Source organism: Paenibacillus sp. 3LSP (assembly GCF_032465655.1).
Classification (GTDB): domain Bacteria; phylum Bacillota; class Bacilli; order Paenibacillales; family Paenibacillaceae; genus Fontibacillus; species Fontibacillus barengoltzii.
The window spans coordinates 12,517-28,245 of the sequence record NZ_JAWDJI010000228.1; the positions used below are offsets into that span (position 1 = coordinate 12,517).

Consider the following 15,729-nt stretch of genomic DNA (forward strand, 5'->3'; position numbering starts at 1 on the left):
CAATTCTCCATTTAACCAATGAATTTACTGCAAAACGTTAACAAAATAGAGAACATTGCATAAAAAATTCTAGATAACAAAAAAGAGACCGTGGATCAAACATGGCCTCTTCTGTCTTGGACTTCATCCATATGATTTATATGCTCTTCTTTAGCTTGCTGATTAAATCCTCATATGTATCGATAACTTGGGGCGATGCAAAGCTTCGGTACCGCTCGAATAACTCTACATATCGGACCATCACGGCGCGATGCGAATTGTTTAATTGATTAAACTGTTCCAAACTTTTGATTAAGCAGCTAAACCCCTCCGGGTACTTACCTCGGCAGAGATGATAGTCGGCTAACTCGAGATAAAGTTGAGATATCCGATCCAGAATAAGCTGCGGGCTATACATTCCCGTATTCAAGGGCGGATGATCTAAAGCCGCTAAATCTTCTTGAAACTGTTCAAGGATATGATCAATCGAGAAGTCATATTGGTTGGCGTTCCTCACCAGATTGAAGATCATGAGAATCTTGTCTTCTTCTCTGCTGTGGCAGTAGGTGACATACTCATCGAGTACCGTAATATCCCCGGAAGAAAGCCGGGCAAGAAGCGTGTTGGCATAGGCCCACTCACTAAATAACTTCTTCCAACGCAACGTCTCTGCATCATTCTCCTGCACCCAACTGAGATCTCGGTAGTGTTGGATATCCAACAATGCTTGGTCATATTCCCCACGTACGTTATGTACATTTCCAAGCAGCAAATAGGAATACGCCAAATAGTAAAATAAAGGTCGCGTCGTCTTCCGATGCAAGATTCTACGCTTATGCTCCGAGAAATAATACACTTTGGCCTTTTGCTCCAATCGTTGCACAATGCTCTCTACCCGATCCCAGCGGTTTAGGGCACGATAGGTATTCGCCAGATCCCTTAACGCATCGAGTTGACTGGCTTCATCCAGACGCTCGACATACGGCTCGAATTGGATCGCCGCCTGGTAGTTTTGATCCTGATTCGTCCCTTGACCGATCAGGAAGAGGCGGTATTGACAAAGCGCTAACCGCTCGGAGTGCTGTTTCCGCTCAGTCATCGCTACATTTTCGTATAAGATTCCAGCGGCTTCATATTGGCCCTTCTCGTACAGCTCTTCAGCTAAATCAAATAAAAGCTGAGCGTAAAGCGGGTTGTCCAACAATAATCCGACGATTTCCCGAATGCGATCCAGCTGGCCTAACTCCGCACAGTTATGGATTAATGGTTTGACTCTGCGCCAATCCGGGTCCTTTTCATGCAGATACTCGCTGATGTAAGTTTTATAGAAATAGCCTCTCGGATATCCCAGCACCATAGTAATCCGTTCTAATTGATCTACCGCCAGCGGACGGTTTCCGTTCAATATGGAGCTTAACGTCCCCGGGTTTAGTTCAAACTGCTTGGCCAATTGAGTGAGATTTAGATTCTGTCGCACCATATATTCTTCTATGGCAGCAACAATAGTGGCACGCGATTTCAATGGAATCCCCCTCTAATTTGCAAAAAAAACTATTCATCCATGATTTTAGGGGATTATGTCTAATTCGAATAAAATGGAAATATCTGCAACCCCGATCCGTTCAACAAGACCACTCCTCACCACTCGAAATGAGATAAAATCAACCATCACAAAGGAATGGTTCAGATTTCTATCTTCAATCTAATATTCCCCTCGAAATTTGTCAATAATATGCAGTAAAGAACTTATAAATTCTTTTTGATGAAAATTTGAACTTAAGATGCTCTGCAGTTCGCCCCTCCGCTTGGACTAAACTTAATACGAGAGGTGGCCTCTATGGATGTAGCAAAGCAGGTCGGAAAAAATGTCAGATACTATCGCAAGCTCAAAGGGCTGACCCAGGAACAGCTGGCCGAATCGACGGAAACGTACGGCTCCTATATCGGACGGTTGGAACGCGGGGAGCAGAACGTGCAGCTCGAAACGCTGCATAAAATTGCCGATGCCCTGCAGATCAGCGTATATGCTCTATTTCGCAATCCAGGGTACGACGAGCTCCAAGACCAAACTTGGATTTGGCAGATCGTGCAATTGTTGCAGGAGCAGCCAGCCGAGGAGCAAGCGCGCGCGTACCGTGTGCTGAAGGAAATGTTTCGTCAAAAATAAAAGGGTTTAAAACGGAATCAATCCGCTTTAAACCCTTTATTTTTTGGTTTAGATTATTCCCACAATCTGCTTCGTTCTGCGACTTCCAACCATCGTTTGGCGATGAGATCGTGGCCCGCAGCCGTTGGATGGACGCCGTCCCAGATCCAGTAAGCAGCCTCAGCTTGTTCCGTCGCCGCATCAAACGCGTCCTGCAACGGAACATGCACCGCACCAAACTCCTCAGCCAATTGGCGCACGATATCCTGGTACCTGCCTATCAGGTGCTTCCACTCGGTCCATTTTTCCGCGGTAGCTCCGGTATTCAAAATAAACGGCTCACATAACACCAGTTTGGTGTTCGGCATTACTTCCTTCGTCTCCTCCAGCAAGTGACGATACACCCGCTCAAACCGATCCGTCGCCCCGCTAGGTTCGCCGTTCATTTGCCTCCAGGCATCATTCACGCCGATCAACAGGCTAATGACGTCCGGCTTCAGACTGATCGCATCCTCGTTCCATCTTGCGTAAACATCGGACACCCGATCCCCACTCACGCCCCGGTTTATGAAGTTCGGTTGCAAATGGGCATATTCATGACCTAGCTTCGCCGCGATAATATAGGCATAACTGTGACCCAGAATATGGTTCAAATCCGTACCGCGATCCCGATTTCCGTCTGTAATGGAATCCCCCTGGAACAACAAGGTCAACTGCTTTTTCATGCGATTCCCCCTCTTCCCTTCGATGATTTCCGTTTCTCATTATAGCTTTGAGAGATAACGGGCCTCCATGAAGAAATTAGTGCAAAAATACAGTTTTCTTCTCGAACTTTAGCCGATTTTTGATAAATCCCTGCAAAACTGCAATTATTTTAGACGAAAAATGCCAAAACCGCGAATGGGGCGTATAATTCCTACACTTTTGCAAGTATTGGACTTAGGACAACGATGGGCAGCCGCAGCTGAGCGTCTACTTCACCGCCACAAAAAAGAGCCTAGCCGCATCTTCTACCGCCTCGACCCACTCAAAATCGGCATAGATGTGGACCTCGCGGAAGCCGCAGCGCAGCAGCTCGCTCTTCATCCATGCCGGGTCGTACGCCCGTTGGATATGCGTTTCTTCGAACCGACGGTACAGTCCCGGCCCCTGCTCCTCTTCCCGGGCGAAAATCGTCAAATGATGCTCAATTTCGTTCCGATACGCATCTCGCTCACAAGTCCAGATATACGACACACTCGGCTCATCCCAAACAAACGGCTGCTCCTCCTCATACCGGATCAACGTGTTGGGATGATGCACATCAAACAGGAATGTCCCTCCCGGCTTCAACCCTTCGTATGTACGGCGGAAGGTCCGAATGATGTCTTCCTCTTCCAATAAGTAGTTCAAGCAATCGCAAAAAGAAATGACGGCGTCGACCGGCTCCGGCACGGACCACTCCGTCATATCCTGTTGCACCCAGCGCACGCTGCCCTCGCGGAACAACCGAGCGCCTTGGGGCGTGGTTTCCATTTTACGGCGGGCTACCGCCAGCATGTCAGCAGACAAATCGATGCCGATCACCTCGAACCCGGCATTCACCAGCGGAATCGTAATGCTGCCGGTCCCGCAGCCGAGATCCACAACCGTCTTTGGCATACCGTACCGATCCCAAGCTGTACGGGCGAACCGGATCCAGTCCGGGTAAGGCATGTCCTCCATCAATTCGTCGTACACGTAAGCAAATTTCCGATATGATGCCATGGGCTCGTCACCGCCTTCTATCTAGTTGCTGCTGCTTTCTTAAGCTTCCGGCTGCCCGCGATCATTCGCACCGGCAGCTGGGGACTGCACCAAATACGTCCAGTTCTCTTTCTGGACTACCTTGCCTTCCTTCATCAGCTTGCCGAGCGCCCGCTTGAACGCAGACTTGCTGATCGCAAACCGCTGCTTGATCAGATCTGGGGGCGTTGCGTCGGAATACGGCATACTTCCGCCCGGTCGACTCTCCAGATAGGCGAGAATGCGCTCCGCATCCTGGCCCATGCCGATTTCCTTGCGCGGCGCCATCGACAGGTTCACGCGGCCGTCCTCACGGATATGGGCCACCCGTACCTGCACGCGTTCGCCCAGACGCAGCAAGCGGGTGCGTTCCGAGGCGTGGATCATGCCAATTGCTCCGAATCCCAGCACGCCGCCTTGGACAACGACAAACGTCCCCATCTGCAGCGGTTTGTAGACGATGGCATCAAGCCATTGGTTTTTCCACGAGGATGGCGCATGGAAAGCATGGGGAGCCAGATCCTGCTCACCAGCCAGCTTCGCTTTGAGCCGACCTTGTTTGTCGTGCTCCATGATGACGTACACGTGGTCGCCTACCTGCGGATGCAGCTCCTTCATCTCAGGCAGCTCACGGATCGGCAACAGCAGTTGACGGCCCAGCCCCATCTCCAGGAAGCAGCCGAGCCGTGGATGCACATCAGCCACCTCTAGCAGTGCCAGCTCGCCGAGCGTGAGATACGGCTTCTTCATCGTGGCCGCCAAGCGGTCCTCCGTATCGTAGAACAGAAACACCTCAACCGTTTCCCCCGGCTTCACCTGGCGGGTCAGCTCGGAGTAATGGAGCAGTACATCTTGCCCGCCTGCGCTTAGGAAATACCCGTACGGCGATACCTCGCGATCGATCGGTAAAGAGACGACGGTTCCCGCAACCAGACTCATACCGTCTCCACGACCTTGGCATCCGACCAAAGCCGCTCAATGTTGTAATACTCACGCTCATCGCGATGGAACACGTGCACAACAACATCGCCCAGATCCATCAGTACCCAGCGAGCAGAATCCAGGCCTTCAATGCCGCGAATTTGGGCCCCCACCTCATGCGCTCTTTTGCGAATCTCAGTGGCAATCGCCTGCACCTGCGTATCCGAGTTCCCGTGACAAATCACAAAATAGTCCGCGATTAAGGAAATCCCTTTCAAATCGAGCGCCACGATGTTCATTGCTTTTTTATCGTCTGCAGCTTGCACTGCCAAGTTCATCAATTCATTGGAACTAATCGCCATTCATTCAGCCTCCTTAGTTTTTCTTCGGTTTACGATCAAATCATTACGTGCCAATACCGTCAAAGGAAAGATCGGCTTCCCCTTCTCCAGCAAAAAAGATATCGTTGAGTCAAACCCTGCGATCAGCGCATCATCCAAACTCGTTTCCGCCAGCTCGCGAATCCGCTCCACACCCGGGAATTCGCGCCCCGGTTCGATGTAATCTGCCAGACAGACGATTTTGTCCAGCAGCGTCATGCCAACTCGGCCGGAGGTGTGATAACGAATCGCGTTCAGCACCTCTTCATCCTCGATCCCGTAATCCCGCCGGGAGATGAACGCCCCAACCTCGGCATGCAGCAGCTGTTTGTCGTGGTTTAGCAGCTCGGCATTTAGGCCGTTGTCGCGGATGATCGCTTCCTGCTCCTCGATTGGCCAAAACTTGGCCAAGTCATGCAGCAGCGCGGCTAAATCCGCCTTGACCGGGTCTGCTCCGTACCTCTTCGCCAGGATGACTGCACTCTCCATCACGCCCTCAACATGCTTCCAGCGCTTGGCGGGCATCCCTGCCGAGACGGAGGCGATCAGTTCTTCACGGCTGTAACCCATACAATCCGCTCCTTGTCATATATTCATACACGGCATCCGGAACCATATATCTGACCGAACGTCCGGCAGATAATCGGCTGCGAATCAGGCTTGAAGAAATATCAACAAGCGGCATCTCCGCGAGCTGTACCGCCTCCTGAATAAACGGAGGCAGCGCGTCCAGCTCCAGGAAGCTTCCGGGGCGCTGCAGCCCGATAAACGAAATCATCCCGGCCAAATCCTCAATCCCTTCCCACTTCGGAAGGTAATTCACCATATCGGCCCCGATAATAAAATAAAACTCCAGATCGGGGTGCAATGCGCGCAACTCCCGGATCGTATCTACCGTGTAGGACACACCGCCGCGGCGCAGCTCGATATCCAGCGGCTTAAAGGCAGGATTGCTGCCTATCGCCGCCTCGACCATCTCCAGCCGCTGCTGGCCGCTCACGCCGGCCTGATGCTTATGCGGAGGGATATGGGAGGGCATAAACCAGACCTCTTCCAGATGGTATTGTTCTCTGGCCGCCTCCGCCGCCAATAGATGGCCGAGGTGAATCGGGTCAAACGCCCCGCCCATAATTCCGACTTTCTTCATTATCCGTTGCCTCCAACAACCTTTACATGAAGCCTTTTCTAAAGGTTAGTTTTCTCATGTGCACAATCTGCTTCAGCCTCATCTTAGACTTAAGGCAGCTCGATTTGCTTATACTCCCGAGACTCCTTATATAAAACAATCGTCCGGCCGATCAGCTGCACCAGCTCAGCTCCGGCGCCTGCCGCCAGCTCCTCCGCGATTTCCTGCGGATCGTCCAAGTTATTGTTGAGCACGGAGATTTTGATGAGTTCCCGGCGTTCCAGTGCTTCCGAGATTTGTTTAATCATATGCTCGTTGGTGCCGCCTTTGCCCACTTGAAAAATCGGCTGCAGTCCGTGCGCTAAACTGCGCAAATAACGTTTTTGCTTTCCGGTTAACATGTCGTATTCAAGACCCCTTAACATTCAATTATGCGATAACTTGCGTTATTGATTCATGCTCTCCAAGACCGCTGCCCGCATCGCATCCACCGGCGCTGTCAAGCCAGTCCAATGCTCAAATGCGTAAGCCCCCTGGTAAATGAACATCCCCAGCCCGCTGTGAATCGTGCAGCCTTTCGCCTCAGCTTGCACCAGCAGCTCGGTCTTTAGCGGATTGTAGATGAGATCGCTGACCACGATCCCTTCCGGGATGAGTCGCATATCCAACGGACAATCGCTCACGTGCGGATGCATGCCAACGGAGGTGGTGTTAATGATCAGGTCCACTTCCGGCAGCACCTCAGCCAGTTCCTCCATGCTGCAGCCGGTTAAGTTGCCAAGCTGGGACCATTCTGCGGCCAGTTCCTGTGCTTTCGCCGCCGTGCGGTTGGCGATCGTCACTCGCCCCGGCGCCTCCTGAAGCAGCGCGTACACAATGCCTCGGGCGGCACCGCCGCAGCCCAACACCAGCACACGCTTGCCCTTTAGCTCAGGAGCGGCCTCCTCCTTCAGCGAGCGGATATACCCGATGCCGTCAGTATTGTAACCGGTAAGTACGCCGCCATCATTGACGATCGTGTTTACCGCCCCGATCAGCCGCGCGCCTTCGTCGATGTGGTCCAAGTAGTTCATCACTTCCACCTTATGCGGAACCGTGACATTGATGCCTCGGAACCCCAATGCGCGAATGCCCCGGATGGCTTCCTCTAACCGATTCCCTTTGACATGAAACGGAAGGTAAGCCCCTGTAAGCCCGCAGGCTTGCAAGGCGGCGGTATGCATCACCGGCGATTTGGAATGCTGGATCGGATCGCCGATAACGCCGAGCAGCAACGGTTGCTTCGCGCTTTCGTACTCACTTGCCTGTGCCTCTCCCCGTTTTTCGTGATTCGCCTGCTCTCGATCTCCCATCGGTTCTCCTCCTGCTCACCAAACTTTTCGAATCATAACGGTCCAAATGGGCCTTATGTCCTCTTAAGTCCGATTTGACTCAAAAATAGCGGTAAATTATGGCTTTATTCCACCTGAAATCACCACAATCGCCCCGACTTCAGGCCATGCATCAAAAATAACACCCATAATGTCCGCTATTTTGCTCCATCCTTACGTTTTCCATGAAATAGCGCCATTTATTACCCTTATCTGTGGTGCAAAGCAAAAAGCTAGCCCTGCCTGCCCGCAATGCCAGCGTCCGCTCTACCATGCAACCCTAAATCAACGACGGCCGAACGAGCACCTTCACGCCTTTCGGCACATGCATCGCGACGACCGCACCAGCATCGTTATTGATTTTGATCCAGCCTAGGCCGGAAATAAAGACATCGCTCCGGCTGCCCTTCGAAATCCGGAATTCATGGCGCGTCCATTCCGGCAGCGCTTCAATATGCTCCTTGCTCGGCGGTGACAACAACTCCCCGGCATGCTCTGTGAACAGCTCGTCTGCCCGCGCCAGCTTCGTGCGGTGAATGGGTACCCGGCCGCTGACGAAACAAGTGAACGATTGACGCTCCCCTTGAATGAAATCAAACCGGCCAAAGCCGCCAAAAAAGAGTGTCTGTCCCTCATTCAGCTGGTACACCGCCGGCTTCAACGGCTTGTCCGGCATGATCACCCCTAAATCAGATGGAGCCACCAACTCGCTGTAGCGAGACGGATACACAATCCCCGGGGTATCGATAATCGCCCGGCCATCATCCAACGGAATGTGCACCATATCCAGCGTCGTGCCTGGATAACGCGAAACGGTCAACTCCTGATCCAGATCGCTGTAGTCCCGAATCAACCGATTGATCAGCGTTGATTTGCCCACATTCGTTGCGCCAACGACATAGACGTCCCGATCGCCGCGGCGTGCCGCCACTGCATCTAGCAGCCGGTCGAACCCGCTGTTCTGCTTCGCGCTGCACAGCACGATATCTTCGACTTTCAGCCCCAAGTCCTTGGCTTCCTTCTGCACCCAGTTGCGAACTTTGTTCCAATTCGTTACTTTCGGCAGCAGATCGATTTTGTTTACCGCCAGCAGCACAGGATTGTTCCCCACAAACCGCTGCAATCCGGTAATCACACTGCCGTGAAAATCAAACAGATCCACGATATGGATCACCAGCGCTTCCTTGCTTCCGATCTGCGACAACAGCCGCAGGAACTCGTCCTGCTCCACCGTCACCGATGAAGATTCGTTATAGTTCTTGATCCGGAAACAGCGTTGGCAAATCACCGGTTCTTTCGATAAAGCTTGCTCCGGGACGTACCCCGGTTTACTTGAATCCTGCGTTTGCAGCACAGCGCCGCACCCGCTGCAACGAAGAGCGCCTTCTGCGCTCCGTACTTCCGTCATCTCCTCTTGTCCTCCTCGAGCCATAATCCAACCTTGCCCAGCCGCCGCTTCACGATGCGTTCCAACATGCGATTAATTTTCGTACCGAACCCTTCATCCTGGACGGCGATCGGGAGTACGAGCACGGTAAACAACCCTTGCCGGTTCCCGCCAAAGACGTCGGTCATCATTTGGTCGCCTACCACGATCGTCTCCTTCGGACCAAGCCCCATCATTTCCATCGCTCGGTGAAAAGCTGCGCCGGACGGTTTTCTGGCTGCGTGTACAAACTCAATATTTAAGGGGTTGGCGAATACCGACACCCGATCCAAATTATTGTTTGACACAATCACGAGTTTAAACCCGCATTTCTTCACTTTCTCAAACCATTCGATCAGTTCGGGAGTGGCCAGCGGCGCTTTGGCTCCGACCAGAGTATTGTCGAGGTCGGTGATGATGCCGCGGTAGCCTTGGGCATAGAGTCCTTCCAGATCGATATCGAATACGCTGTCCACGCGCATATTCGGTATAAACTTCTCAAACAAATACGTTCACCTCGGTTTCATACGACAAACTATACCATATTATTCCCCCGACATGCTTCTATTTTAAAAAAGAAAACGCCTCCCGCGCAAGCACGGGGGCGTTGACGTTAATCAGAGATCAATCGCTCTACGATTGGATTATTGGCCTAAGGTTCGTTTAGGACCGAGCGGCCAAGCCTGCTTCCAACCGTGCCCGCCAACCAATCGGGTTGCCTTTCGGGACAGCTCCCGCGCGGCGCGCCAATTCGCAGTAGCCGGGCTTGGACTCGAGCTGTACATCGCCTGCTCGTATAAGAGAAGCAGCGGGTCCAGCACTTCCGCCAGCTGCGGACGTTCAAGCTTCCAGCGCTCAAATGCTTCGCGCAGCGTCTCCTGGTCACCGCGGGTAAAGCCTCTCCGCTGCATCCGTCTTACGAGTCGCAGCGTTTCGTATACCGTCTTTTCCTCTGGCGTCAGCGGACGGCCCAGCCGCAACCGGAGCCAGAGGAAATACAGTTCTGAGCGCAGTTGGTACAGGGTCCAGAGCAACAAGACGCTGACGGCCGAAACAAAAATCCGCTGCATCACCACCGGATCCAGCTTCGAGAAGAAGCTCTCTTCGGTAGCCGCAACTTCCGTATCGGTGTTCGTATCAACCGTAAGCGTATCTTCGCTCTCTTCCGGTGCCTCCATAATTGGGGAAACAAAGCCCGGCGTCGCCTCAAACGGAATCCAGCCGTAATCGCCGAAGTAGAGCTCCGCCCAAGAGTGGGCATCCGCATTGCTTACATTATAAGCCCGCCCCAGCTCCGGATTGCGCATCATCATCTCGTCGCTTGGCTGACTGCCGGGAGCGTACCCTTTAACCCAACGTGCGGGGATACCCAGCGAGCGGGCCATCACAACCATCGCTGTGGAATAGTAGTCGCAGTACCCCTGCTGAATTTCAAACAGAAAGCTGTCAACGAAATCATCGCTGCGTCTGCGAGTCAAATCCGGCTTGTTTGTATATTCGTAATTTTGCCGAAGGTACTGTTGCAGCAAATCCATTTTCGCGTAGGGCGTCTCGCCTTCTGCGGTAATTTCCGCAGCCAGATCTTTGACCCGCTGCGGCAGATTGTTGGGAATCTGCAAATATTCCTCCGGCGCCCCTTCTGGATACAAGGTATCGTAACTGGCCTGCTCCAGCTCCTTAAGCGGGATCAGAGGGATATTGGCGACCACTTTATATTTCCTCGGGTAATTCGGCAAATCCCCGGGATCACGATAGCCGTTCCAGAATAGTTCCGCCTGTTTGGCAGACCAGCGCATATCTGCCTGCTGGCGTTCGTCCAGTAATTCCACGCTTTCGATAGCGTAACCGCCAAACAACACCGGGTACTCCTTGTCGGTATTCATTGTCACGATCTGTTCGACCCGCATCGTTTCCACCTTGCCAGGCTGCTCATGCTCGAGCGGCTCGGCGTCCGGTCCGCCGCGATAGCGTTCCGTATCCCGGCCTTCCTGCTCCAGGTCAGCCCATCCCTTCCCGGAGTAGATGCGCCGGGTCTCACCGCGCCAATAGGATCTCACCGGGGTTTCAATGGACATGACCGGGCTGTAACTGAATTCGAACCCGTCGCCTAGCGTTTTGTCATCGCGGCTGTAGCCGGAGACGATCTCTTCTTGAACAGCGGATGGGCTATTCCCTAACGCGCTGGTCAAGGTGGAAGGACCGCCTCCGCCCCCTCCGCTCCGCTTGATCCAAGCCGTATACGGATCGGTCAGCGTAGGTGACACCGACGGCATGCTAATCCCGATCAAAAGCACGCAGGCAAAGACGATAAAGACGTTCACCGCGATCTTGAATGGGCTTTGCCGCAATCGTTGCCAGCCCTGCGGATATTTCCGGCGATACTCGTAGAAATTGGCGCTAACCAGCCATCCGAGACCGGCGAACACAATCCAGGCTACGTTTTGCCATAAATAATAACGTGTAAAAGAGTCCAAAATCGTAAACGCAACCAGATGGGCAGCCAGAAACACCAAAATTCTCAGTCGAGTAACAACCAGCCGCAGCGCCGCTTCAAGCAGCACCCAAGCGACTAAGGAAAACCAGATATACGGCGTAAAGGTTAACGCCATACCGCGAATCTGATCGGGAAATAACGGGCCAAACGGAACATAAACCCCGTAAGTGGTGAGGATGAACCTCCAAATGAGCAGCAGCGCGATGATCTTAATCATCCATTTCCACGCTGCCTGTACCGGAAGCAGCCATTCAATCAGAGCCATCAAGATGATCGTGACCGTCACCAAAGTGGTCGTGACCGAGAACCACAGCGGTTCCGTAAAATCAATCCATTGCATCGCAATGATCACGATCCACAGCAGGGTTAAGTTCTGATAAGACTTCGGAAGCTGAGAATTGGCCAATAGTTTCACTGCTTTGCACCCCCCATCGCTGCAGGAAGCTCGTGCAGAGAGGTGACATATATCCCGCGAAGTCCCCGCTCCTGCAGGGTTGCCTGCCATGCGGAACGTTTCACGGTTTGATAGCTGTTAGACGCACCTGCGGCCACAGCCTCTTCCCCGATTTGGATATGATACGGGATCATCTGACGGGATTTGGCTAACCTAAGCATAGCCAACACTTTATCGTCTGCCAGCGGACTTATGAGGATAAAGAATGCGCCCGGCTGAAATAAATCCGGCTTCGCTTCTAAGCGATCCTTATAGTTGCCGAACCCGTCTGCATCGATATCTACGAGATGGTGCAGCATCTGCTGTCGCTCCAGATAACTTTCCGCCGGCGGGAAGTAACGAAGGGACTTGCCCAGAGTGCACAACCCCATGCTAATCCGCTCTCTGGCCCCAAATTCCAACAGCGATGCAGCCGTTGATACGGCCAATTCGAACTGCGAAGCACGGTAATATCCGCTGGTATGGGCGTCTAGCACCAGCACCATCTTAGGCAGCGATTCATGCTCGAACTCCTTGGACTTCCAGGTTCCTGTCTTCGCAGTGGCGCTCCAGTGAATCCGCGAAATCCGATCTCCATATACATAGTCGCGCACCCCGTTGATTTGAGTGGATTCCCGGCGTGACAGCGCAACCGCCGTCTCCGGACCCGCTAGACGCGAATTGCGGCTGTACAGCTCCCAGTAGGGAATAAACACCGTCCGGGGAAGGATGCGAAACTCCCCGCCGGTCTGAAAGACGCTGGTATGCTCCATGAGGCCAAAAATATCCTCAGCACTGCAATTCGTACCGGCAAATGCATATTTTCCACGCTCGAGCGGCGGCGTTTTATACACCAACTCGGATCGGGAGCTGAAGTAGGGCACGATGCTATCCTCAAACATCCAGCTGTCTCCGTTATGACGACGCAGCGTTTCCTTGACGACGATGTAAGGCAGGGGAAGGAATGCGGGAAGCTGCAGCTGCAGCTTCACCACCACCTGATCCCCGGCTTGAAGCAACCCGCCCCGCTCTCCAGAGAGCGAGAGCGTCCGTGAGCCTGTAATGCGTTTGACGCCGCCAAACCCTCCAATCGCCCAGTAGAAGCAGAGTACCGAAACCATCATAAATAGCATCAGTGAGGTTTTCCCGCCTTGAAACAAGACATACAACAGGCAGATCAGCCAAACGGACGCCACTCTCCAGAATTTTCGGGAGGTGAGGCCCGCTTTAAAGCCTTCGACCAGCGCGCGCATCGGTTACCGTCCTATGGCGACCGGTACGTGGACTTGCCGGAGAATTTGCTGCAATACCTCACTGACGTTCCGATGCCCCAGACGGGACTCGGGACGCAGCAGAATCCGGTGCTCCAGCACGAATGGCACCAGCGTCTTAATATCATCGGGCAGCACATAATCCCGTTCCTCTAGGTAAGCATAAGCCTTGGCTGCAGCCATAAAAGCGAGCGAAGCACGCGGCGAAGCCCCCAGCAGGACATCTTCATGCTCCCGTGTCCGACGGACGATCTCCAGCAAGTAATCGGCAAGCGGTTCGCTGATATGCACGCGCTGAACCTCGCGTTGAATCTCGGCGATCTCTTCCATCGTTGTAACCGATTTCAACTGTTCTGCCGGCTGGCCTTGACTATGAGAGCGCAGCATCGCTTTCTCCGTGTCAGCGTCGGGATACCCGATCCCAATTTTCATCATAAAACGGTCCAACTGGGCTTCCGGCAGCAAATAAGTGCCTTCAAAATCAATCGGGTTTTGCGTAGCGCAGAGCATAAAGGGGTGAGGAAGCGGGTAGGTCACGCCATCAGCGGTGACGCTTCGCTCCTCCATGACTTCCAGCAAAGCGGATTGCGTCTTCGTCGTTGCCCGGTTGATTTCATCCGCCAGCAAAATATGCGTCATAACCGGCCCCGGCCGGAATACAAAACGTTCTTCATGAGGATGGAAAACCGATACCCCCGTTATGTCGCTGGGCAATATGTCCGGATTGCATTGAATCCGCCGGTAATCTCCGCTCATCGACTTCGCCAGCGCCTTCACGAGCTGAGTCTTGCCTGTACCGGGTACGTCCTCGATTAACACATGGCCGCCGGCCAGCAGCGCCGAAAGCAGCAGCTTAATTTCAAAAGACTTTCCTAAAATACATGACTCCAGGTTGTTCTTTACGGCGTTCAAAGTTTGAATCGATTGCTCATGTACGGGCACGCATTTTCCCTCCCAAATAAGACCTGTATATATCTACCTATTTTACATGAAGATAGATAGGGAGTACACTGTTCCCGTAAAAAGCAACGCGATTTCCAAAAAATTTAGCCTTTGGGCCGAACAACCAGTGCCGCAAGGAAGGAGAAAATGATCGCCGCCGAGATCCCGGCACTTGTCACGTCGAAGATCCCGGTAATTACGCCGATCCAGCCGTCCCGTTGCAGCTCGGTTAATGCCCCGTGTACCAACGAGTTGCCGAAGCTAGTGATCGGTACCGAAGCCCCCGCTCCGGCGAACTTCACCAGCGGGTCATACCAGCCGATCGCATCCATCACTGCGCCGGCAACGACCAGCGTACTCATTGTGTGCGCCGGGGTGAGCTTTAGCACGTCCATCATCAGTTGACCGATGACGCAGATCAATCCGCCAACAACAAATGCCCACAAAAATATCATGATTCATTAGCCTCCTGTTCCAGGGCGACCGCGTGCGCGATGCAGGGAATGCTCTCACCTTGCTGATAGGACAGCGGAGACAAGAGAGCACCCGTAGCAACGACCAGCACCCGGCCGAGTTCCCGGTTTTTTAATTTTCGTAAAATGTGGCCATAGGTAACGACAGCGGAACAGCCGCAGCCGCTGCCTCCGGCATTCACATACGTTTGTTTGTTGCGGTCATAGATCATCAGTCCGCAATCGTTAAATTCCGTTTTATCCATCAAGACGCCGTCTTTTTCAAGCAGATCCTTGGCGATAGCATGTCCGACCGAAGCTAAGTCTCCGGTGACGATCAAATCATAATCCTCGGGTCCCCGGCCCGTATCACGGAAGTGGGAAACCAGCGTATCCACGGCAGCCGGCGCCATGGCCGCTCCCATGTTAAACGGATCCTTGACCCCAAGATCCTGGATCCGGCCAATCGTAGCGTGGGTAATGCGCGGCCCCTTCCCTTCCTTCGATACCACCGCACAGCCCGCGCCGGTAATCGTATATTGGGCGGTGGCCGGTTTTTGTGAACCGTACTCGGTGGGATAGCGGAATTGCTTCTCCACGGTGCAGTTATGGCTGGCCGTACCGGCCATCGCATATTTTGCTCCGCCGGCATCAGCCAGGAAAGCGGCTAAAGCGAGACTCTCCATTGAGGTCGAGCAGGCGCCAAACACCCCGAGATACGGAGCTGCAATCGACCGGGCTGCAAACGTCGCAGTGATAATTTGGTTCATCAAATCGCCGCCGATGAAGAAGGACAGGTCCTCGCGGTTGATGCCGGCATGGACCAAGGCGAGGGCAGAAGCGTGCTCCAACAGTTTGCGCTCCGCTCGTTCCCACGTCTTCTCGTCAATCTCCAAATTGTCATAAACAAAGTCAAAGGTGTGGGACAACGGCCCTTCCCCTTCTTCCGGTCCAACAACGGTCGCCGCCCCGATAATGGCCGGCTTGGAGCGAAACTCCCAGGTTTGCGCGCCGATCAGCATCGG

The 15,729-nt window shown here is 53.3% G+C and carries 17 protein-coding genes; 1 reads left to right on the top strand and 16 read right to left on the bottom strand.

All coding sequences use genetic code 11. The features are described from left to right. Positions 1-136: 136 nt before the first annotated feature. Positions 137-1,501 (bottom strand): helix-turn-helix domain-containing protein, encoded by a 1,365-nt coding sequence (locus RW092_RS19665; RefSeq protein ID WP_316011045.1) that lies wholly within the window; start codon positions 1,499-1,501, stop codon positions 137-139. Positions 1,502-1,816: 315 nt separating this feature from the next. Between RW092_RS19665 and RW092_RS19670 the strand changes: the two genes are divergently transcribed. Further along, positions 1,817-2,146 carry a helix-turn-helix domain-containing protein gene (locus RW092_RS19670; RefSeq protein WP_028537439.1) on the top strand — a complete coding sequence of 110 codons (330 nt, stop codon included), beginning with the start codon at positions 1,817-1,819 and terminating at the stop codon, positions 2,144-2,146. 53 nt (positions 2,147-2,199) lie between these two features. Here the strand turns inward: RW092_RS19670 and RW092_RS19675 are convergent, their stop codons facing one another. The 15 genes from RW092_RS19675 to spoVAD all read right to left on the bottom strand — a co-directional run bounded on the left by RW092_RS19675 (position 2,200) and on the right by spoVAD (position 15,726). Then, positions 2,200-2,850 carry an SGNH/GDSL hydrolase family protein gene (locus RW092_RS19675; protein WP_316011046.1) on the bottom strand — a complete coding sequence of 217 codons (651 nt, stop codon included), beginning with the start codon at positions 2,848-2,850 and terminating at the stop codon, positions 2,200-2,202. A 247-nt stretch (positions 2,851-3,097) separates the two neighbouring features. Beyond that, a complete protein-coding gene (locus tag RW092_RS19680; protein WP_028537437.1) occupies positions 3,098-3,871 on the bottom strand; it encodes a class I SAM-dependent DNA methyltransferase in 774 nt (257 codons plus the stop codon). A gap of 39 nt (positions 3,872-3,910) precedes the next feature. Then, entirely contained in the window at positions 3,911-4,828 is a 918-nt protein-coding gene (locus tag RW092_RS19685; protein ID WP_316011047.1) for a CvfB family protein, read from the bottom strand. Further along, entirely contained in the window at positions 4,825-5,172 is a 348-nt protein-coding gene (rsfS, locus tag RW092_RS19690) for a ribosome silencing factor (protein ID WP_016311377.1), read from the bottom strand. Before rsfS ends, RW092_RS19685 begins: the two co-directional genes overlap by 4 nt. Continuing rightward, positions 5,173-5,760 carry a bis(5'-nucleosyl)-tetraphosphatase (symmetrical) YqeK gene (gene yqeK / locus RW092_RS19695; RefSeq protein WP_028537436.1) on the bottom strand — a complete coding sequence of 196 codons (588 nt, stop codon included), beginning with the start codon at positions 5,758-5,760 and terminating at the stop codon, positions 5,173-5,175. After that, positions 5,744-6,337: a nicotinate-nucleotide adenylyltransferase gene (locus tag RW092_RS19700; RefSeq protein WP_016311375.1), complete on the bottom strand. Its 594-nt coding sequence runs from the start codon at positions 6,335-6,337 to the stop codon at positions 5,744-5,746. Before RW092_RS19700 ends, yqeK begins: the two co-directional genes overlap by 17 nt. Before the next feature lie 89 nt (positions 6,338-6,426). After that, entirely contained in the window at positions 6,427-6,717 is a 291-nt protein-coding gene (gene yhbY / locus RW092_RS19705) for a ribosome assembly RNA-binding protein YhbY (RefSeq protein ID WP_016311374.1), read from the bottom strand. 45 nt (positions 6,718-6,762) lie between these two features. Then, positions 6,763-7,668 carry a shikimate dehydrogenase gene (gene aroE / locus RW092_RS19710; protein WP_316011048.1) on the bottom strand — a complete coding sequence of 302 codons (906 nt, stop codon included), beginning with the start codon at positions 7,666-7,668 and terminating at the stop codon, positions 6,763-6,765. 298 nt (positions 7,669-7,966) lie between these two features. Beyond that, positions 7,967-9,094 (bottom strand): ribosome biogenesis GTPase YqeH, encoded by a 1,128-nt coding sequence (yqeH, locus tag RW092_RS19715; RefSeq protein WP_316011049.1) that lies wholly within the window; start codon positions 9,092-9,094, stop codon positions 7,967-7,969. Next, positions 9,091-9,618 carry a YqeG family HAD IIIA-type phosphatase gene (locus RW092_RS19720; protein WP_028537433.1) on the bottom strand — a complete coding sequence of 176 codons (528 nt, stop codon included), beginning with the start codon at positions 9,616-9,618 and terminating at the stop codon, positions 9,091-9,093. The genes yqeH and RW092_RS19720 overlap by 4 nt, the downstream gene beginning before the upstream one ends. Positions 9,619-9,756: 138 nt before the next feature. Beyond that, positions 9,757-12,021: a DUF4129 domain-containing transglutaminase family protein gene (locus tag RW092_RS19725; protein ID WP_316011050.1), complete on the bottom strand. Its 2,265-nt coding sequence runs from the start codon at positions 12,019-12,021 to the stop codon at positions 9,757-9,759. Next, positions 12,018-13,292: a DUF58 domain-containing protein gene (locus tag RW092_RS19730; RefSeq protein WP_016311369.1), complete on the bottom strand. Its 1,275-nt coding sequence runs from the start codon at positions 13,290-13,292 to the stop codon at positions 12,018-12,020. The genes RW092_RS19725 and RW092_RS19730 overlap by 4 nt, the downstream gene beginning before the upstream one ends. Positions 13,293-13,295: 3 nt before the next feature. Beyond that, a complete protein-coding gene (locus tag RW092_RS19735; RefSeq protein WP_016311368.1) occupies positions 13,296-14,252 on the bottom strand; it encodes an AAA family ATPase in 957 nt (318 codons plus the stop codon). 104 nt (positions 14,253-14,356) lie between these two features. Further along, complete coding sequence (spoVAE, locus tag RW092_RS19740) at positions 14,357-14,707, bottom strand: stage V sporulation protein AE (RefSeq protein ID WP_316011051.1); 351 nt, start codon at positions 14,705-14,707, stop codon at positions 14,357-14,359. Further along, a complete protein-coding gene (gene spoVAD / locus RW092_RS19745) occupies positions 14,704-15,726 on the bottom strand; it encodes a stage V sporulation protein AD (protein ID WP_316011052.1) in 1,023 nt (340 codons plus the stop codon). The genes spoVAE and spoVAD overlap by 4 nt, the downstream gene beginning before the upstream one ends. Positions 15,727-15,729 lie beyond the last annotated feature (3 nt).